The sequence below is a fragment of the uncultured Psychrobacillus sp. genome (genome assembly GCF_938022135.1).
GTDB lineage: Bacteria > Bacillota > Bacilli > Bacillales_A > Planococcaceae > Psychrobacillus.
In genome coordinates, this window is record NZ_CALIED010000012.1 from 1 (window position 1) to 19,737 (window position 19,737).

Annotated in this window: 24 protein-coding genes and 1 riboswitch; of the genes, 16 read left to right on the top strand and 8 right to left on the bottom strand. The window is 37.6% G+C overall.

Going from position 1 to position 19,737, the window contains the following annotated elements:
• Positions 1 to 70 precede the first annotated feature (70 nt).
• On the bottom strand, positions 71 to 439 hold the full coding sequence (locus Q0371_RS02565; RefSeq protein ID WP_169360900.1) for a VOC family protein: 369 nt from the start codon (positions 437 to 439) through the stop codon (positions 71 to 73).
• Between the two features lie 105 nt (positions 440 to 544).
• Positions 545 to 1,045: a DUF1697 domain-containing protein gene (locus tag Q0371_RS02570; protein WP_298467884.1), complete on the bottom strand. Its 501-nt coding sequence runs from the start codon at positions 1,043 to 1,045 to the stop codon at positions 545 to 547.
• Positions 1,046 to 1,184: 139 nt separating this feature from the next.
• Here Q0371_RS02570 and Q0371_RS02575 point away from each other — a divergent pair, with 139 nt between their 5' ends.
• From Q0371_RS02575 to Q0371_RS02585, 3 genes are read left to right on the top strand one after another with little or no spacing between them, the layout of a single operon-like run.
• Entirely contained in the window at positions 1,185 to 1,406 is a 222-nt protein-coding gene (locus Q0371_RS02575) for a helix-turn-helix transcriptional regulator (RefSeq protein ID WP_251555110.1), read from the top strand.
• A gap of 2 nt (positions 1,407 to 1,408) precedes the next feature.
• Positions 1,409 to 1,714 carry a hypothetical protein gene (locus Q0371_RS02580; RefSeq protein WP_298467887.1) on the top strand — a complete coding sequence of 102 codons (306 nt, stop codon included), beginning with the start codon at positions 1,409 to 1,411 and terminating at the stop codon, positions 1,712 to 1,714.
• 9 nt (positions 1,715 to 1,723) lie between these two features.
• The gene (locus tag Q0371_RS02585) at positions 1,724 to 3,022 is read left to right on the top strand and encodes a serine hydrolase (RefSeq protein WP_298467889.1); all 1,299 of its coding nucleotides are present in this window, start codon (positions 1,724 to 1,726) and stop codon (positions 3,020 to 3,022) included.
• 43 nt (positions 3,023 to 3,065) lie between these two features.
• Here Q0371_RS02585 and Q0371_RS02590 read toward each other — a convergent pair whose 3' ends face one another.
• The 4 genes from Q0371_RS02590 to Q0371_RS02605 are packed head-to-tail and all read right to left on the bottom strand — an operon-like array spanning position 3,066 to position 6,332.
• Positions 3,066 to 3,821, bottom strand: a complete 756-nt coding sequence (locus Q0371_RS02590; RefSeq protein ID WP_298467892.1) for an energy-coupling factor transporter transmembrane component T — start codon at positions 3,819 to 3,821, stop codon at positions 3,066 to 3,068.
• Entirely contained in the window at positions 3,811 to 5,175 is a 1,365-nt protein-coding gene (locus Q0371_RS02595) for an ABC transporter ATP-binding protein (protein ID WP_298467895.1), read from the bottom strand. Before Q0371_RS02595 ends, Q0371_RS02590 begins: the two co-directional genes overlap by 11 nt.
• Positions 5,168 to 5,749 carry an ECF transporter S component gene (locus Q0371_RS02600; protein ID WP_298467898.1) on the bottom strand — a complete coding sequence of 194 codons (582 nt, stop codon included), beginning with the start codon at positions 5,747 to 5,749 and terminating at the stop codon, positions 5,168 to 5,170. Before Q0371_RS02600 ends, Q0371_RS02595 begins: the two co-directional genes overlap by 8 nt.
• Positions 5,742 to 6,332 (bottom strand): YkoF family thiamine/hydroxymethylpyrimidine-binding protein, encoded by a 591-nt coding sequence (locus tag Q0371_RS02605; protein WP_169360907.1) that lies wholly within the window; start codon positions 6,330 to 6,332, stop codon positions 5,742 to 5,744. The genes Q0371_RS02600 and Q0371_RS02605 overlap by 8 nt, the downstream gene beginning before the upstream one ends.
• A 75-nt stretch (positions 6,333 to 6,407) precedes the next feature.
• A riboswitch (TPP riboswitch) is annotated at positions 6,408 to 6,516 on the bottom strand.
• A 153-nt stretch (positions 6,517 to 6,669) separates the two neighbouring features.
• Here Q0371_RS02605 and Q0371_RS02610 point away from each other — a divergent pair.
• From Q0371_RS02610 to Q0371_RS02655, 10 genes are all read left to right on the top strand, one after another.
• Positions 6,670 to 7,629, top strand: a complete 960-nt coding sequence (locus Q0371_RS02610) for a D-glycerate dehydrogenase (RefSeq protein WP_298467902.1) — start codon at positions 6,670 to 6,672, stop codon at positions 7,627 to 7,629.
• 519 nt (positions 7,630 to 8,148) lie between these two features.
• Positions 8,149 to 9,144 (top strand): ABC transporter substrate-binding protein, encoded by a 996-nt coding sequence (locus tag Q0371_RS02615; protein ID WP_298467905.1) that lies wholly within the window; start codon positions 8,149 to 8,151, stop codon positions 9,142 to 9,144.
• A gap of 63 nt (positions 9,145 to 9,207) precedes the next feature.
• Complete coding sequence (locus tag Q0371_RS02620) at positions 9,208 to 10,068, top strand: ABC transporter permease subunit (protein WP_169360910.1); 861 nt, start codon at positions 9,208 to 9,210, stop codon at positions 10,066 to 10,068.
• Positions 10,065 to 11,258, top strand: a complete 1,194-nt coding sequence (locus Q0371_RS02625) for a glycine betaine/L-proline ABC transporter ATP-binding protein (RefSeq protein WP_298467910.1) — start codon at positions 10,065 to 10,067, stop codon at positions 11,256 to 11,258. Before Q0371_RS02620 ends, Q0371_RS02625 begins: the two co-directional genes overlap by 4 nt.
• 448 nt (positions 11,259 to 11,706) lie before the next feature.
• Positions 11,707 to 12,186 carry a hypothetical protein gene (locus Q0371_RS02630; RefSeq protein WP_298467912.1) on the top strand — a complete coding sequence of 160 codons (480 nt, stop codon included), beginning with the start codon at positions 11,707 to 11,709 and terminating at the stop codon, positions 12,184 to 12,186.
• 106 nt (positions 12,187 to 12,292) lie between these two features.
• A complete protein-coding gene (locus Q0371_RS02635; RefSeq protein WP_298467914.1) occupies positions 12,293 to 12,637 on the top strand; it encodes a hypothetical protein in 345 nt (114 codons plus the stop codon).
• A 23-nt stretch (positions 12,638 to 12,660) separates the two neighbouring features.
• Positions 12,661 to 13,131, top strand: coding sequence for a GNAT family N-acetyltransferase (locus Q0371_RS02640; protein WP_298467917.1), 471 nt, complete (start codon positions 12,661 to 12,663; stop codon positions 13,129 to 13,131).
• 159 nt (positions 13,132 to 13,290) lie between these two features.
• Complete coding sequence (locus Q0371_RS02645; RefSeq protein ID WP_298467920.1) at positions 13,291 to 13,884, top strand: TetR/AcrR family transcriptional regulator; 594 nt, start codon at positions 13,291 to 13,293, stop codon at positions 13,882 to 13,884.
• A gap of 1 nt (position 13,885) precedes the next feature.
• On the top strand, positions 13,886 to 14,584 hold the full coding sequence (locus Q0371_RS02650; RefSeq protein WP_298467923.1) for an SGNH/GDSL hydrolase family protein: 699 nt from the start codon (positions 13,886 to 13,888) through the stop codon (positions 14,582 to 14,584).
• Positions 14,585 to 14,595: 11 nt separating this feature from the next.
• Positions 14,596 to 15,417, top strand: a complete 822-nt coding sequence (locus Q0371_RS02655; protein ID WP_298467926.1) for an SDR family oxidoreductase — start codon at positions 14,596 to 14,598, stop codon at positions 15,415 to 15,417.
• A gap of 60 nt (positions 15,418 to 15,477) precedes the next feature.
• Here the strand turns inward: Q0371_RS02655 and Q0371_RS02660 are convergent, their stop codons facing one another.
• Positions 15,478 to 15,657 carry a hypothetical protein gene (locus Q0371_RS02660; RefSeq protein ID WP_240949733.1) on the bottom strand — a complete coding sequence of 60 codons (180 nt, stop codon included), beginning with the start codon at positions 15,655 to 15,657 and terminating at the stop codon, positions 15,478 to 15,480.
• Between the two features lie 165 nt (positions 15,658 to 15,822).
• Here Q0371_RS02660 and Q0371_RS02665 point away from each other — a divergent pair, with 165 nt between their 5' ends.
• Positions 15,823 to 16,707, top strand: a complete 885-nt coding sequence (locus Q0371_RS02665) for an SDR family oxidoreductase (protein ID WP_169360094.1) — start codon at positions 15,823 to 15,825, stop codon at positions 16,705 to 16,707.
• Positions 16,708 to 16,878: 171 nt separating this feature from the next.
• On the top strand, positions 16,879 to 17,505 hold the full coding sequence (locus Q0371_RS02670; RefSeq protein WP_298467929.1) for a hypothetical protein: 627 nt from the start codon (positions 16,879 to 16,881) through the stop codon (positions 17,503 to 17,505).
• A 79-nt stretch (positions 17,506 to 17,584) separates the two neighbouring features.
• Here the strand turns inward: Q0371_RS02670 and Q0371_RS02675 are convergent, their stop codons facing one another.
• Positions 17,585 to 17,923: a hypothetical protein gene (locus tag Q0371_RS02675; RefSeq protein ID WP_169360083.1), complete on the bottom strand. Its 339-nt coding sequence runs from the start codon at positions 17,921 to 17,923 to the stop codon at positions 17,585 to 17,587.
• Positions 17,924 to 18,113: 190 nt separating this feature from the next.
• On the opposite strand from Q0371_RS02675, the gene hpaB reads away from it, so the two are divergent.
• Complete coding sequence (gene hpaB, locus Q0371_RS02680) at positions 18,114 to 19,547, top strand: 4-hydroxyphenylacetate 3-monooxygenase, oxygenase component (RefSeq protein ID WP_298467932.1); 1,434 nt, start codon at positions 18,114 to 18,116, stop codon at positions 19,545 to 19,547.
• Positions 19,548 to 19,737: the final 190 nt, after the last annotated feature.

Here is a 19,737-nt window from a genome sequence, read left to right on the forward strand (position 1 = left end):
GTCACTATTAAAAAGAATTGTTAGTCAAAATCAACCAATAACTTTAACAAAGCTTTTGTTTATCCTTTTCTTAAATCCATTCTAATATCTCGATACGATTACCAAATGGATCGTTAATATATATGCGATTAGCCCCTGGTAGTTCTGTATCTACTTTAAAGCTTACCTGTTGATCGGTTAAATGCATTTTTAGCGCTTCAAGGTCTTCAACTTCAAAAGCCGGATGTGCCTTCTTTGCTGGAGAGAAAGGCTCTTCAACTCCGATATGAATTTGATAGCTTCCCAGCTCGAACCATACGCCACCCTTCTTTTTTAGAAGTGGTGGTTTTTCTATTTCTTTTAATCTTAATATTCCCGTGAAGAAGCTGCGTGCCTCTTCCTCACAGCCCTTTGGAGCAGCTAATTGAATGTGATCAATTCTTTTAAATGTAAATGACATGGTCCATACCCCCTTATGAATTAACTTAATTATAATGTGAATTTTTTGATAATAAAAATTTATATAAATCATGAAAAGGCATAAGTAATTCTTATGTTAAAAAGGTTACATTCGCTCCAATATTTTATTTACCGTATTTTTATTTCTAGCTGTAGATACCATTTGAAGCTTCTTTTCAAAAAAGTTGTTTGTATATTTAGTTTGATGATAATTTTTAGTATGGTGGATGATCAAGTTTCGATTATGTAGGACAGTAAAATCATCCTCTACAATTCCCTTTAAAATAGAAAGCTCATCGTTTGTAATTTCTTTTCGCAGAAACATGACGAAGGTTTGGTCATTTAAGAAAACTGGATTTTTACTTATTTCCTCCAGTTCTGCTTTGGGGCTCACTACAACAGGTATTTCGAAACCATAGGTATTCCTTAATGCTTCTTCCAGTTTTTCCTCGCTACAACCTCCACCATCAAAAATAACATTTCCCGTTTGAATATACGTACGCACATTTTGAAAGCCTAACTCTTCAAAAAGAAGCTTTAGCGATTTCATATCTACTTTGTTGAGCTTTCCTAAGTTGATCCCTCTTAATAGAGCTACTGACGACATGTTATGACCTCCACTATTTTTACATTAATCATACATTTCTTTTCTGAATAGTGGAATATGTAATATAATTCTAACAAAATGTAAAAAATAGTTTACTTTAAGTAAAAAATATATTACAATTTGTGTGAGGTGACAGAACATGGAAGGTAAGAGACATATAACCAATAGGATTTTAGTGTTAAGAGCAGAAAAGGGTCTTTCCCAAAAAGAAGTGGCGGATTTATTGGGAGTAAGTCGGCAAACAATCATTTCGCTTGAGAAGAACAAGTACAATCCATCGTTAAAGCTAGCCTTTGACATTGCATTGCTATTTGAAGTGGATTTAACGGATGTATTTCAATATAAGAAAGAGGGGGAGTAGAAGTGACGGAGGTTGTATTTGCTATATTAAGGCTTGTTTATGTAATTATCTTTTTTATTGCTTGCTATATAAGCTTCAAATTTGAATGGAGTAGTGAAGGAAAGGATGAAAGGGGCAACGCAATCGCTCACAAATCCTACAGCATCATATTTCCGTTTGCCCCCTTTGGATGGTTCGTGATTGAGCTATATGACTCATATATAAGTGAAATAGGCTACGAATCATACAAGCTAGCAATATGGTTTCTATTGACGGGATTAATGATTTGGCACGCTATTAACATAATCGTTTTAAAAAGAAAGTATTAGGAGGATACGATGAGCATTTATATGTGGATTGGTATTGGAATCTATGCGTTCTTCACCCTACTTCCTCTAAAGGATGTAAAAAACATAGGTAAATGGGAAATTTCATCCATTATTATAAATATGGTAGTATTGTTGACGGTTATCCTAGCACATTTATTTTTTGGTTTTAATATATGGATAGGAATCCTCCTACTTATTATCCTTGGAATTTTCTTGGACAAAAAAACCTATACGAAAAAAAGGTTAATCATATATGCTTCCCTTTTTGTTGTTATAGGGGGGGTACTATATTGGCTATTAAACGATATTTTGGGAAGTCCTGAGTCTAATACTGTTTTAGAGCATCTTATAGAATATCCCGATACTTCATCTCTGTATTTTTCAAAGGATGGTAATGTCCTTGTTAGTTACAATGTGGAGGAGAATCGTCCTCTCGCAAGTGTCGTAAAAATTGTGGTTGCGATGGAATATGCCTTCCAAGTAGAAGAGGGAAAGATTAATCCTACAACTAGAATAGGCTTAGAGGATTTAGATGTTTATTATATTCCAAACACCGATGGGGAAGCCCATGAAGCCTGGTTAGATAGCTTAGAAACAGAAAAACCAACGCTACAGGAAGTGGCAAAAGGAATGATTAAGTTCAGCTCGAACGCTAACACGGAATATCTCATGGAACTGCTCGGGCTAGACGCAATTAACAATAGGCTGGAAGTGTTGGATATTGAGAATCATGAAGAAATCTATCCGATTGTAGGCGCTTTAGCTATATCCAGTTACCTTAAGGAAAAGGAAAATCTAAGCAAAAAGGCATTAATAAATAGATTGAATAATATGTCCATGGAAGAATATCGTTCATTAGCTAAAGAAGTCAGTCAACTGTTAAAATCTAAACAATTCGCAGTAACGGATGTTTCTGATATTTCTATGGACATTCAACGCATATGGTCAGATCGGTTGACTGGAGCTTCTGCAGAGGCCTACGGAGAAATTGTTTCTCGTATATCGAACAATGAGTTTTCATCAAATGTCACTAGTACTTTAAGAGACATATTGGAGTGGCCTCTCGCCTATGAAAGTAATCAGGAAAAGTTTGATCATATCGGTGCCAAGGGAGGTTCGACAGCCTTTGTTTTAAATCAAGTTATTTATGTTGAGACAAAGCAAGGGGAGCGGATGGAGATGGTAATCATGCTAGATGATTTATCGTTGTTACAAAGCCTTTCTCTGCAAAAAAGTATAGATCACTTCCTATTTAAATTAATAGATGACCAGGACTATATAGAGTTAGTAGAAAGCGAGTTGCCATAAATGAAAGAAGAGTGTCATCCAGGTCTGGAGACACTCTTTTTCTTTATGGTAGCCACATACTAGTGCTACAACTAATTAGTAAAACACAAATAAACAAGAACGCTAGTATAAAATCCTTCTTTTCAATAGGCACTTCATGATAAAAGACTTTTCTAGGTTCTCCCGTAAAGCCTCTTGCTTCCATTGCGAACGCCACTCTTTCAGCCTTACGAACAGCCCCAGAAAGCATAGGAATCAATACGCGACGTAAACCAATCAGTCTTTTAAAAACATTGGAGTCGTCGCTTAGTCCTCTCAGTTTCTGTACTTGTTGAACTTGTATAAACTCGTCCTTTAAAAGCGGTAAAAATTGATAACCAACCATAATACCATAAGCAATTTTAGGAGACAGCTTCAACTGCTGCATTAGACTCCGTATAAATATAATTGGGTCGGTTGTTAGAGCAAATAATAGGCTTAGACTAGAAAAGGCCAACACCCGAAAGCTTAAGGATAAGGCATGGTTCAATTGGCTTTCCGTTATATCGACAGAACGGATGGACCAAAGAACAGTTCCAGTCCCGCTCTCTGCAAATAGAAGAGTGGTCCAAAGGTAACCAAAAGCTGCGATTACGAAAGGAAGCATCAGCAAGGACCAGTTTTTCCAGGATATATTGCTTAAGAATATTTGCATCACCATAATGCTGAACCAAAAAACTAGTGGTGTCCATGGATCGAAAAAGAATGCTAGTGAAAGCATGCAAATCATTACGATCACAAACTTAACGGACGGATTCATCCTATGAAGGCTAGCACGCATAGACAGGACCTCGCTTAGGAGGAAGTAATTGATGTTCTAGCATTAAATCTTTCTTATCCCAGAAGCTGGTCGCACTATATTTCCCTGTCACTCCTCCGTTCCTCATCAATAAGATGGAATCAGCTACCTTATACGCAAATTCCATATCGTGGGTAACGATTAGAAAAGTAGTACCTGCCCTAGAACGCTCATCTACGACTTTTAAAAGTTCTGTCAGATTAGCAGAGTCCTGACCAGAAGTTGGTTCATCCATCAAAATCACTTCCCGGTTCTGGCAAAGCATAACGGCTATAGCTAGGCGACGTTTTTGTCCATGGCTGATAGAAAATGGATGGGCCTCTGAGATCCTAGATAAATCAAGTCGTTCCAGCAATTCTTCTGTGTTTGATCCTCCGCCAAAAGAGACCTCCTCTTTTACTCTTCCTGTAACAAACAAAAATTCTGGTGACTGTGGTACATAGCCTAACAAGCTTGGCAGGACGTTGCCTTCAGCTGGCAGAACACCTGAAAGAGCCTTTAATAATGTAGATTTTCCACTGCCGTTTGGTCCCGCTAGTACTGCAACCTCTCCTTTGTGTAAAGAAAACGAGCTTGGTTGAAGAAAACTATGGGTGCTAACTCCTTCTACTTGTAGGGATAGTTCCTGTTGGACCCTATTATCCCGTTTAACATCGTCTATAAGCGAATTTCTGTCTTCTTTTAATCTAATTCGACGATGAAAGAAATCTTCCCAAAGGTCTAGCTTGTGTTCAATTGCTAATATCGTTAATCCAGAGCTTTGCTGCAGTGTATCCAACCATTCAATATATTGTTTTGCAGTATAAGGATCTAAGTGCGTAATCGGCTCATCTAACAATAAAACCTCTGGCTTCATAATGAGCGCACAAGCCGTGGCTACTCTTTGTTTCATTCCTCCAGAAAGTGACTGAATGATGGAATGTCGATAAGCGGTTAACCTGGTTGCCTCCAATACTTCTGAAATTCTTGAATCCATGTCCTCTCGCGCCACTAGTAAATTCTCTAAAGTAAAGGCAAGCTCCTCCTCAACGGTTGGCATACAAAACTGCGCATCCGGATCCTGAAAGACGGTAGCGATACGATGATTGACCTCGCCTGGTCGATAAGAATCGCTGTCCTTCCCAAAAAGCTCTATTTTCCCGGAAACTATTCCATCGCAATTGTCAGGGTAGAGGCGGTTACACAAATATAGCAATGTACTTTTCCCACAGCCACTTGGACCGGTAATCACAACACGCTCTCCTTGTTCAATAGACATCGAAAAATTTGATAATATAGGAATCTCTTCATCAGGAAATGAAAAAGAAACATTTTCGAGACGGATCACATTAGACACGTGCGTCACCTTTTTTAGAGCGTGAAATAGAATATCCTCTTAATGAACCCGTTGCAAGCAAGCCATCAGCTATGACTTTGCCGCCTACACCAGCAATCAGTGTCCCGCTAAAAATACGAACGACAAGCATAAAAAGGACGTACCCAGTAGTATAAACTGTAAATCCACCTAAAAAATAACCATACACAAAGCTAAAAACTGCAGACCCTGCACCAGCAAGCATTAATACCCAAAGGTCAAATCGTTTATAGCTGGTAGCTGCGAATACTGCCTCTGCACCCAATCCTTGAATGACACCCGAAAGGATAAGTCGTGGTCCAACAGCATTACCTAAAAGCACCTCTATTGCGGCTGCAATAGTTTCAGAGATTACAGCAGCTCCTGGTTTGCGAATGATATACATACAGATGATAGAAACGATAAACCATACTCCAAAAATCCATTCATATGCGATTGGGCCAATAAACCCTGACCAAATATTTCCTACGTGAAGGAATAGTAAATACACAATCCCAAATACTACCGCAAAGATAGACATTAAAATAATCTCTTTTAGCTTCCATGATTTAAGCATGAAGATTATCTCCATGAGAAGGACTGTTAATGCTCATCGATAAAGTCATTACTAAATGCTTGTGCTCCTCTGATCTGGCTCTGCTAAAGGTAGCTTCGTAGAAGGCAAATACATCATGGATATCTCCATGGATACCGCTTGCATAATGCATGGACTCATTGAATACACCAGCGTCTTTCGCATGCTGAATCTCTTTGTAGATAACATCCATATAGTTTGGATTGTTCATTGGATATAAGGCGAATTGAGAGGACACATATTGTTTAGTTGCATCCATATTAGCAACTTCATCCCCTCTTTCTAAATAAACGTCAGCTGCTGTGTCACCTGGACAGCCCGCTGAAAATGTTCCTGATAGAGCCACGTGTACCCCAGTTTTTGCTGCATTTAAAGCTATTGATTTTGCCACATTAAATACATGAGCTTGTTTTCCCCTGATCACAGTCGATACGTCATCCGTATGCATCCACACATTGGATGTGTCTGTATCCTGTAACGCCCCCTTAATAATACTGATAAACTCATTGCTCATTGGATGTAGGGAGAAACGAAACCCTACAATCGGACTTAAACCACATTCCATTCAAAACCCTCCTTAAAATTTTTCATAAAAAAAAGCTACATCCGTGAAGATGCAGCCACTAACCTTATGAAAAAAAGGAAAGTCACCGCACTTCCTCACGCAGGTATTATCCTGATCGAGTAATAAGGGATCGGAGCTTAAAAAGCTCTCATCACAGCCAAAGTGGGCACCCCTAGTGCAGAAACGGTATGTAGTTTTCCAATTATGTAAGATTTACACAATCTGTTTTTTTATGTGACCACAGTATAGCGTATAAAAATATTATTGTAAATACAGTTGAATTCTTTTCTCAAATCAGCGATGCTTAAATTATCAGAAAATCATTAGGGGGAATTGGATGTATAAAATATTTATTACTAGAAAGTTACCAGAAGAGATTGTACAACCACTAAGAGAAAAATTTGAAGTCATTATGTGGCATAGCGATGAAATTCCAATGAAGTACGAGGATATCAAAAAAGAGGCAAAGGATTGTAATGCTTTGTGGACCGTTCTCTCGGATAAAGTGGACCGGGAACTGATAGAAAGCCTACCAAATCTAAGAATTATATCTAATCTTGCGGTCGGCTATAATAACATTGATATCGAGGCTGCAAAAGAAAAAGGGATTATTGTAACCAATACACCAGGTGTGTTAACGGAAACTACAGCTGATTTAACATTTGCCTTATTACTAGCAACTGCTCGTCGTATTACAGAAGCGGAGCAGGATATTCGTGCAGGGAAATGGAAGTCTTGGACACCGATGCAACTAACCGGCATGGACGTTTATGGGTCAACCTTAGGAATTATAGGCATGGGGAGAATCGGTGAAGCAGTCGCACGCCGGGCAAAAGGGTTTGATATGAAGGTCTTATACCATAATCGAACAAGAAAATTAGAATCTGAGCAACAGTATAACTTTACATATGTGGAGCTTGAGACACTACTAAAGGAGTCAGATTTTGTTGTAATATTGACTCCTCTCACTCCAGAAACTAGAGGCTTAATTGGGAAAAAAGAACTGGAAATGATGAAGGAAACCTCAGCTCTTATTAATGTGGCACGAGGAGGAATAGTTGATGAGCAGGCGCTTTATGATGCCCTAGTCAACAAAAGCATTTGGGCTGCGGGTCTAGACGTTTTTGAAACGGAGCCAGTCCCATTAGATCATCCACTTTTAACCTTACCTAACGTGACTGTCCTACCCCATATCGGTAGTGCCAGTATTTATACAAGACTTGCTATGATGCAGATCAATGCTACGGCCATTGAAGATGCATTAGAGGAACGGGTGCCAGAAAACAGAGTGGTTTAAAGTGTAAGAGATGCCATGAACATAGCGTTCATGGTTTTTTTTAGTTTTATAATAAAATCCCATAAACAGTGCTAAAACCTTAATGAGCGTATAAATCACTACGAATGGAGTTAAACCCCCCGAATGGTGATAAATTCAAAATCTCCTCTATTTATCTGCTTACTTTCTCCTAGACAAAGCCCCCCTCGAACAAAAAAAAAATTATCATAAATAATTAATAATTACCTCGTTATTTATATGAATAGATTGTCTAGGGTTTACTATTTACTTAATGATAAATAACTAGAAATATGATACAAAATATTCAGATAAAGATAGAATAATAACAATCATTTATTAAGTGAATTTGCAATATACAAATTTTTTTAGTAATATTAGTAGTTATAAATTAGACGTCCTTTAATTTCCAAATTCAGGGAAGTTTAATTGTTTAGGATTTTAGCAATTATTTATAGATTTTGAAGGAGGAGCGATCGAACGTCTAATTTAAAAACTGAATGAAAAGAGGTAGTCAAACTAATGAAAAAGATTATGTTATTTTTTTCACTTTGTATGCTTTTAGTACTTGCAGCCTGTGGCAGTGAGACAAGCAAGGACAATATTGAGGTGATTAAGTTTGCTGATGCGGGGTGGGATAGTATTCGCCTACACAATAGCATAGCTCAAACAATCGTCGAAGAAGGTTATGGTTATGAAACCGAAGTAACAAGTGGAACAACGGCGGCAACCATGCAGTCACTTGAAAAGGGCGACATAAATGTCTATATGGAAGTATGGACCGATAACATTAAAGATGTCTATGAAAAAGCAATTGAAAGTGGAGATATCATAAAGGTAGCTACTAATTTCGCTGACAACGCGCAAGGATTATATGTTCCAACTTACGTGATAGAAGGAGATCCAGAACGAGGTATTGAACCAATCGCTCCAGATTTAAAAACAGTTCAAGACTTAGAGAAGTATCCAGAAATTTTCCAAGATCCCGAAGATAGCAGTAAAGGCCGAGTGGTCGGTGCTCCATCCAGTTGGGTAGTAAGTGAGTATTTGGGGACGAAACTTGAAACATATGGCCTTGACGAACAATATAACTATCTAGCACCTGGCTCTGATTCTGCCATTGTTGCAGATTTAGCTGGCGCATATAAAAAAGGCGAGCCGTGGGTAGGTTATTATTGGTCACCAACGTGGGTAACAGCAAGCTACGATTTAACTCTATTAGAAGACGCACCATACGATGAAGCAACATGGAATGATTCGAAGGGAACTGAATTTCCTCCGAATGATGTAGTAGTTGCTGTTCATAAAGATTTACCAACACAAGCTAAGGAAGTAGTAGACTTTTTAAGTAACTATGAAACTAGCAATGATTTAACAGAAAGTGCTTTAGATTACATGCAAGAAAATGATGTGGAAGCAGATGAAGCCGCTATTTGGTGGATGAAAGAGTATGAAGATATTTGGACAGCTTGGGTGTCAGAAGAAGTGGCAGAAAAAGTTAAAGCTTCTTTAAAATAATTCATAACTCAATCTAACTAAAAGAGAGGTGACCTGCGACTGTATGTTTTGCAGTCCTACTATATGACAGAATTTCCAGATGTACGTTTTCCAATCGGGGATGTAGTAGAAAAATTCGTGGATTTTTTAGCCGCGAACTTTGATGCATTCTTTGATTTTATCTTTATTATTTCTTCCTCTATGATTAAAGGCTTAGAGGCAGGTCTATTAGCAATACCTTGGTGGTTATTTATTGTTATCATCTTTTTAATAGGGTGGTATTTTAATAATATTTATGGAGGATTGCTTTATGGGGCATTTATCTTTTTAATAGGCTCCTTTGATTTGTGGCCGGAAACGATGACCACGATTTCCATCGTTCTAATCTCCGTAATTTTGTCTCTTGTAATAGGCATTCCGCTAGGCGTTGGAATGGCTTTTAGTAAGTCCATGTCCAGAATCATGCGCCCAATATTAGACGCAATGCAGACAATGCCGAGCTTTGTCTACTTAATACCAGTAATTTTCTTCTTTCCACTAGGAAATGTACCAGCAGTTATTGCGACAATCATTTATGCTTTACCACCAGTAATCCGTTTAACAGAATTAGGGATCCGAAGTGTAGATAAAGAAATTGTAGAGTCTGCACAATCATTTGGTTCCTCTTCCTCTCAAATGCTCATGAAAGTTCAACTACCACAAGCCTTACCTACAATTATGGCTGGTATCAATCAAACAACGATGATGGCTCTTGCAATGGCTGTTGTTGGTTCTATGGTTGGGGCACAGGGACTTGGAGAGCGAGTACTCTTTGCGATTAACCGAATTGACATATCCCTTGGTTTTGAAGCCGGAATTAGTATCGTCTTTCTAGCGATCATCATCGACCGAGTTACCGGAGGAATTGCAAATCGCCTTCAGAAACATAGGAGGGATGTAGCATGACAGTAAAATTAAGATTAGAAAATGTCTCCAAAATATTTGGACCACGCCCTAAAAAAATTATCCCAATGGTAGAGAAGAGTGTACCAAAGGAAGAGATATTAGCTAAGACAGGGCATACTGTTGGAGTGTACAATGCTTCTATGGAAATCATGGAAGGAGAGACCTTCGTCATCATGGGGCTTTCTGGAAGTGGCAAATCTACCCTAATCCGTTGCTTGAATTTATTGAATAGACCTACCTCAGGTGCTATTTATGTCGATGGGGAAAATGTGGTCGATTACAATAAGACACAGTTAAAATTCTATCGTCAAAAGAAAATAGCAATGGTATTTCAACACTTTGGACTGTTTAGTCATCGTACAGTATTAGAAAATATAGAGTATGGATTAGAAATTAGAGGTATGTCCAAGAAGGAGCGTCAGGAAATTGCTCAGAAGCATTTAGAGACGGTCGGTCTTAAAGGATATGAAAACCAATATCCAGATGAGCTTTCTGGCGGTATGCGTCAGCGAGTAGGCATCGCAAGAGCCCTTGCGAACGATCCAGACATCCTATTAATGGACGAGCCCTTCAGTGCACTTGACCCACTAATCCGTAGAGAAATGCAGCTAGAGCTTTTAGATATCCAAAATCGTCTGCAAAAAACAATTATTTTTATTACACATGACGTCAACGAAGCATTTAAAATTGGTGACCGTGTGGCTGTTATGAAAAACGGGAAAGTAGAGCAAATTGGTACGCCAGAAGAAATTCTAGAAAATCCGGCTAGCAGCTATATTTCCGAATTCATACGCGATATCGATCGTACTAAAATTCTTCAAGCTGAGCATATCATGTCTAAGCCAAATGGATTAGTATCCTTAAAGGATGGACTAAATGTTGCAATCCAGGTAATGAGAGAGAATGGTAACTCGAGTGCGTTTGTAGTTGACAGAAAGCGACAGCTACAAGGTATTATTACCATCGACCAGGCTATTGAAGGGATGAAACAAAAGAAAACCTTGCAAGAAGCAATGTCGAAGGAAGTAAAGACTGTACATCCAGAAGAATATGTACAAGATTTAATACAACAGGTACTTGATTCCAAGTATCCCCTCGTTGTTACAGACGAGGAAGGTACAATGAAAGGAATTATTTTACGAGTACATGTATTGGCAAGTTTAATAAGTGATCCGATCGAAGAAACGTAAGAAATATAAATATCAAGGAAGCCCAAAGACAATTACATGTCTTTGGGCTTTTTATATTGGCCATTTAAAGATGAAAAATGAAAACAACATGTGTAATAAATGGAATAGTATTTGGTTAATTATGTTAAAATTTAACATGTAAACATAGTGTTGTTTGAGAATTGGTCAGAAGGAGAGTTATCCATGAATAAAAGCCTGAAAAAAATAGTAAGGAACTACATCAGAACAATATTGGCTTTCATTGCCTTCTACTTTGGCATATTTGCTTGGCTAGTATTTAGTAGTGAAAATGTAGTTTCAATAGAGGTTATTCTGTTATCCTTCTTTTTAACTGGGCTGTTTAGCTTTTGTTCATGGAGTATGGGGTTTAACTCGAGATAATTAAGAAAATGACTATATATTTTGGTGAATACAATAGAATTATCATTCATATTAAAGGAGAGTTTAGGTGAAAAAGAAATTACTTATTTGGATTCCAGTTCCTTTATTAATAATAGTTTTAATAACAGTGAATTGGAATTATATTTCCCAATATACCGAATGGAAGTTGAATTGGGAGATAGGAATCCCAAGGCCAATCAAGATAGAAACAGTCTTTCATACAAGAAATGGATTTCCTAGCGAGGGAGAAGTATTTCATGTACTTCATTATAAATCTATTGAAAAGAAATTAGAGGACAAAGATGGTTGGATTTCAATTAATGAAGATTCCTTTGACACTGTATCTGGACTCCTTAAAAAATTTCAAAAAGATGTGGCTAATATTAATAAGGATACACAGCAGTTTAATATGTTATTTCAAGAGAATCCTGTGACTTTTGAAGAAGAGGATAAATATTTTTATAAATTGGAAGAGGATAATAGTTATATACTGGCTATTTCAAATGCGAAAGAACAAAAATTGTTTGTGATGGAATGGATCCAATAGTGGTACTAGAAACAGGGCGCATTTCATGTTTAAGGTCTGAATTTGGGTGTTTATGGGACACTATAACTTATTTAGAAGTCATTTTAAGTCTTTAGGAGATGAAAAAATGAAGAGAATGTCACTCTATTGCCTATGTATATTGTTCTTATGCTCCTGTAGTCAATTCAATGAACCCTTATTAAATGGTGAGATGATTAAACTCACAATTGAATGTATAGATGGTGAAATAATTGAAATTGATAACGAAAAAACCATTAAAAAAGTGATTAGGGAAATCAACAAATCAAAGAGGGAAGGTTCACAAGAGATGGAGTTTGATGATTTTGATCATCTCTCTACACTCGAAAATAATGAAGGTGAGACAAAATCTTTCAATTTGTTTAGCAATGGAAAAGTCACCATGGCTGGATACTACATCCACTCAAATATAGATAATTTTTGTGAAGAATAATTTTATGTTTAAGGAGGTAATATATGCTACACCATAAGATCAAAATTATTCCGTATAACCCTAAGTACGCCGTAAAAACAGTGGATATGTGGCGGAAAAGTAAGGAACAGGCTATTGGCCAAAAAGAAATTCACGACTTCGAAAGACACGTTTATTTTTTAAATCATATTTTAACGGAACAATTTCAAATAGAGTTAGCGTTAATGGATGAAGAAGTAGTTGGGATGATTGCCTATAATGACAGGGAAATAAGCCAACTATATATTCACATAGAGTATCAAGGAATCGGTATAGGTCGAGCATTACTAGATAAAGCAAAAGTGAAATCTAGTGGGAAATTAACATTGTACACATTTGAGGTAAATAAAAATGCACAGCAGTTTTATGAAAAACATGGCTTTGAAGTGATAAGTAGAGGACATGAAAACGAAGAAAATTTACCTGACATTCAATACGAATGGGTATCCAAAATAAATGGAGACATACAAACTTGAATTATTATTTCTATTAGAAGGGTAACTCTACATTGTTGCTCTTTTTTATTTTGTAAAATAAAGCTAAAAATTCAGAAAATAAACTTTTATTTTGGAGGAATTAATCATACAATAAAATTAGAACGGTCGTTCAAATTGACGAAAGGAGATTATTTTGTAGTGAGTAGGCGTTATGACAGCGAAGAGGCAAAACGTATCATTAAGGAAAAGGCTTTTGAATTGTTTTCATTACATGGCTACAATCAGACCTCAATCGCAGATGTTTCTAAAGCTTCTGGATTTAGTAAAGGTCACATTTACTATCATTTTGAAAACAAAGAGAAGTTGTTTGTCCTATTAGCACAGAATTCCATGCATGATTGGTATTCAAAATGGACGGATGTTGAACAAAATTATTCATCAGCCACTGAAAAATGGTACGGAATGGCCAAGCATGTTTTGTACAATTATCAAACTCCATTGCTTAAAGCTGGAGAGGAGTTAGCAGCTAATCCTAAATCATCATTGGAATCGGTCCAAAAGTTATATGAACTTGCGGTAGTGCCGATGAGCTCTTATCGTTCAATCTTTATAGAAGGAATTGAATGTGATGAGTTCGAAAAAGGAAATGTTGATGAATGGACTGCTCTGTTAGGAACTTGGCTCGGGGGATTATGTCAATTGACCAATACACAGCCATTACAGTCACTTGAGCCTTTATTTGAACAAGCAATCACTATATTTTTAAGTTCAATAAAGAAAAGGGGAAACTGATATGAAAGTTGCATTAATTGGTGACAGCTTAACTGAGGGACGACCTGGCGTTTCGTTTGTAAATATTTTAAAAGAGAAGTTTCCGAGCGATTCGTTTGTGAATCTTGGAAAACCAGGGGAGACTGTAAAAAGTCTATATAGTCGTCTGATAAAAACTGGTTTAGATGCTGATTTTGATTTGTCCTTTCTTTGGATTGGTACGAATGACGTGTATTCAAAGCTTTTGAAGGTTCAAGCGCAGCCAGTAGCTGAAAATCATGATGAATTTATAGAGCTTTATGAGCAAGTTTTAAAAATAGTGATGCCTTCTACCAAGAAGGTGGTGACGGTTTCACCCTCTATAGTAGGTGAACATATTGAAAATCAGACTAACAAGGAAATTAAAGAATTATCTGTTCTTATCCAGTCTTTAAGTGAAAAAGAGCTAATAGATTATATGAATCTCCAAACGATTTTTGAGAAAGAATTGGCTAACAGGAACAGCTCCACTTATATTTCAACTAATCCATTTCGAGTTATGTTCGATGTATTTTTCTACAAAAGTGAAGCAAGGATTGATCGATTATCAAACGAGCGCGGTTTAAAACTTACCTTAGACGGAATACATTTGAACAGCACTGGAGCAAGAATTGTTGCAGATGAGTATGCCACTGTGATCAGAAGTACACTTGGTGATAGTTCAATTATGGAAGTTTCTTAAGGGGGGAATCTATGGACACAAAAAGAAAAGTTGCGATTGTTACTGGTGGAGCTTCCGGAATTGGTAAAGCAATTTGTGAAGAACTCATCACTCAACAGGTATTTGTCATAATAGCAGATGTAAATAAGATAGAAGGTAAAGTTGTGGAGGATGAGCTTAATCGACAACAGAACTGTGCGCGGTATGAGTATGTGGATGTAGCTGATCATGTAAGTATGGAAGAGTTGGTTCGGGATACTTTTAACGAACATGGTAGACTGGATTATCTGTTCAATAACGCTGGAATTACTATGTATGGTGAGTTGTATGATGTTTCAATAGAAGACTGGAACCATATTATAGATATCAATCTATGGGGAGTCATTCATGGGACACAGATTGGCTACAAGCTCATGAAAGAGCAAGGCTTTGGTCATATCGTAAATACTTCCTCGGCAGCAGGATTAGGCCCCTCTCCTCTGACTGCACCATATTCTGCAACGAAACATGCGATAGTAGGTCTCACGACTTCCTTGCATTACGAGGCAAAGGAACATGGCGTGAAAGTAAGTGTACTCTGTCCCACCACATTTGTAGATACACCGATCTTTTCAAATGCTAAGGCTATTAATATGGATAAGCATAAAATGATTCAGCAGTTGAAAAAGCAAAAGTTAATGACTCCTGAAAAGCTAGCTAAGATTGCCATAAATGGTGTTCATCAAAATGCCCCCATTATTTGTCCGATGCCTATGCGAAGAACAATGGATATCTTTTTTTCATTGTTCCCATACGCGCATAGTAAGCTAATGGACTATGTTTGTAAAGTTGGAAGGAGAGCTCGAATATCATAATGTTAAAGACTTCAAGAAGCCCTTCCTCGTCATGAAGAAGGGCTTTGTGGTTTATAGCTATTAAAGAAGCGGATAATAGGCTTCAAAGCTTGGATGGCAATAAAATGGGGGTCTTGCTCCAATTTCGGGTAGTTCAAAGGGCTTGGAGTTAGAGTTATATTGTACATTTACCTTTGCATCGGAGTAATTTGTGAGTAGTGTTTCTGCCCCTTGGTTAAGTATTAACAAATGATTGTTCAACTGCATTCCTCCTTTTAATTAATAATTTATTCTTTTATCGAAAAGTAGGCACAGCACGTAGATTATTATCACCGATACAGGTAAGTTCACATAAAGTAGTTCGAAGATTAAACAAGAAGGGAGATATTATTGTCCGAACAACATGAGCACAATCAAAAGTACCCTATGAATCCAAACTACGGCAAAATAACAAAGTTTCAGGAAGTTCCAATTACGGTGCCGGAGCAGCGTCAGTTAAGGCAGCCTGGTCTGGAAAGTCTGATGCATCCAAGGCCAATTATAGAGAATCCTAACTATACTGGAACGGGTAAGTTACTTGGCAAGGCGGTCTTAATAACAGGAGGAGACAGTGGGATGGGAGCGGCTGCAGCTATAGCCTTTGCTAAGGAAGGAGCAGACGTCGCCATTGCTTATCTTGATGAGCACGAAGATGCCTATCGTACAAAAAATAGAATAGAGGAACTTGGTCAACGTTGCTTACTGTTGCCGGGAGATTTGCGAGACAAGGAGCATTGTAAGTATATAGTAGATGCAACTGTTCAAGCTTTTGGGCAGTTAAATGTTTTATGTAATCATGTAGGAATTCAATTCCAGCAGCTAAGTCTTTTAGATATTACAGATGAGCAATTTGACGATACGTTTAAAGTTAATATTTATTCCCATTTCTACACAACGCGAGCAGCTTTACCACATCTTAAGCCCGGGAGCTCTATTATTAATACTGCTTCAGTCGTTGCATATGAAGGACATAAGCATTTAATGGATTATACGGCTACTAAAGCCGCAAATGTAGGGTTTACTCGCGCCCTTGCAAATAACCTAGTAAGCCAAGGTATTCGAGTAAATGCAATTGCACCAGGCAGAATATGGACACCGTTGATCCCTGCTAGCTTTTCAGCAGATGAGGTTACGCAAGCAGGCAATCCGATGGAACGACAAGGTCAACCTTTCGAGCTAGCACCTACCTTTGTTTATCTAGCCTCAGATGATTCACGTTTTGTCACTGGTCAAACCCTTCATGTTAATGGTGGACAAATCACTTCTTCTTAAAAGTTCTATTAAGACCATGTCCTTGTGATTTGGTCTTTTGAGTTTGTATATAGAAATACTAATTTTTCCTTTACTGAGTTTATCATCCATGTGTTTAGGTTATATAGATAAAATGAATGTCGAATTTTGTAATAGTCTTAGGGGCATTCAGTTTTAAAGGAGGTATTTGTTATGAAAAAGAGAATTTTAGGTGTCACTGCTCTTACTCTGTTGCTTGCAGCCTGCTCTGATGAGGAGACGACAGTGAAGGAAAAAGACCAAACTGAAGAAAACAAGCAAGAAGAAGTCGTAGAAGATGAGGAATTTTCACTCGAGGTGACGGATGAAGAATGGCTAGCATTATCTAACCAAAGTAAGTGGTGGGAGGAAAATGACTTAACGGAGCCAGAATTTGGACAAGCTGTAATCGTCCAATTTGATGAGGATACAATCCCCGAGGTAGTTATTCCTTATACTCAAGCTAAAGAGGAGCCTCAAGGTTTGCTTATTGGAAAGTACAATGAGGGCGAAGAAAAATGGGCTATCTCTCAAAATATACCGGTTGATAATAGCTTGAAAATAGAAATATTAGAAGACAAACTAACTTTCAGTAACGGTACTGAAGTACTTGTTACTCAAGAAAGTGACGATCAAAACAAAACATTAGCAACCTATAAATACTCCAAAGAAGATGATGAAGTAATAGCTACAAGAATGGATGTAGATGTGGACCAACCTATCGAGGTAGATCCAGCAGAAAATACAATTAGCTATTTTGTTGATGGAGAAGAGAAGAAAGAGACGGTAGAAGAGGAGTAATCATCTTCTTCTCTATCCTGACTCTTACAGGATTATAGTGCACAAAAAAACAGTCCCTAATTCAGACTAGGGGCTGTTTTTATATGACCTCATTGTAAAGAATTCCTTCTCCATCCTCTAGCTCTATAACTTTTAAGTAACTCTCGTTTTTGACGAAAACACTTTTATATACTTTATTGCCATCTTTATCTTCAAAAAAGATAACTCGAGTTTCTTCGTTATCAGTTTCAATATTTGCTAAGTATACTTGCAAATCAATAATATTATTTAAAATAGGATACTCGGGTAAATCATTGAGGACTTGATTTTCTTCTGGTAACTCTTCTATTAATTCAACGGGTACTACCTCTTCCTCTTGAGGACTGGAACAACCCGTTATTATAACAGATCCTACTATAGCTATTAATAATTTCTTCACTTTGCAGGCTCCTTTATAAATTTTTATATGATGCATTTTTGGAATAAAAGTTATCCCTTAAATAATTATCCTAAAATACTGAATATATGAAGTCAAATGATAGCTCTTCCCAAACTGTCACCTTTCAAGAAAAATCGTAATAGTATAAGCTGATAAGAATTATTATGAAGCATCATTTAGGAGAGTGCCTATGCCTGCTATTACAGGAAAACAATATATAGATCGGATAGATCAGTTGAACTCGGAAATTTGGGTTGACGGAAAAAGAGTAACGGGGAAGATCTCCGAACACCCCGCTTTCAAAGGGGTCATGAAGAGCCAAGCAGCATTATTTGATATGCAGCATGACCCAAATTTAAAAGATATATTAACCTATCCTTCTCCAACTACTGGAGATTCTGTTGGGCTTTCTTTTCTAGAACCAAAAACAAAAGAAGATTTAGTGAAAAAAAGGATGATGGTTCAGGAATGGGCTCGAGCGACCAATGGTCTAATGGGAAGAAGTCCAGATTATATGAATACAACCTTAATGGCTTATGCGTCTTCCGCAAAATTACTGGAAGGTAAAAATAGCTGTTTTCCTCAGTATCTCCAATCTTACTTTGAATATGTACGAGAAAATGATTTAACTTTAACTCACAGTTTCATTGAGCCACAGGTAAATCGAACTTTCTACTATTTAGAAGATGAAAAAGAACCAATTGCAGCTAAGGTCATCGGTGAAAATGAGGAAGGAATTATTATAAAGGGTGCTCGTCTGCTTGCAACGCAAGGAGGTATGACGGATGAAATATTAGTATACTCCATGGGACCAGTTATAGATGAAGGGAAGGGCTATTTTTTCTCTATCCCAAGTAACACGAAGGGCGTAAAATTTATATGTCGGGAGTCATTAGTTGGAGGAGATTCTTCCTTTAATTATCCGCTGAGCTCCAAATATGATGAAATGGATACCATTGTGGTTTTTGATGATGCGGTAGTCCCGTGGGACCGTGTATTTATTTATGATGACCCAATGACGGCCAATGATTTTATGATTAGTAGCTCCTTCCAACCGTTCACCCTACACCAGGTAATATCTAGACAGGTTATTAAAACTGAATTTGTCTTAGGAATTGTCCAGTCTATTATTAAAACTATTAATATAGCAGAATACCAGCATGTTCAGGAAAAGGCGGCAGAGGTAATTGTAGCATTAGAATCTTTAAAAGCGTTGTTAATGAAATCAGAGATAGATGCGAAAATAAATCGATTTGGTTTAATGGAGCCAGATAGAGCTACATTGCATGCTGCTATCACTGTTTATCCGAAGGTCTACCCAAGACTAGCGGAAATCGTACAGCTATTAGGTGCTAGTGGTTTAATGACCATTCCAACAGAAAATGATTTTAACTCACCGATTAGAAAGGACCTCGACCAATACTTGCAGGCAAAGGCAGCCCCAGCTGAAGAACGTGTAAAGCTATTCCGCCTTGCTTGGGATCTTACGATGAGTCCCTTCGGAACAAGACAAACTATTTATGAGCGGTTTTTCTTTGGGGATCCAATCCGCGTAGCAAGCCAGCTCTACTTTGCCTATGATAAAGAGCCTTATGTTCAACGTATTAAAGATATATTGAAGTGATAGGGGAATGAATCTAGAAACAGACTTGTAGTAATACCGAACAAAAAGAGAATCGGTCGGTTATGGTGCATAATAGGTCGGTCCAGTGAGAAAATCGGTCGGTCGCCGCGAATAATCGGTCGGTTCGCACAGAAAACCGGTCGGTTCAGGCAAATAATCGGTCGGTTCCACTCACTCATCACATAATTAA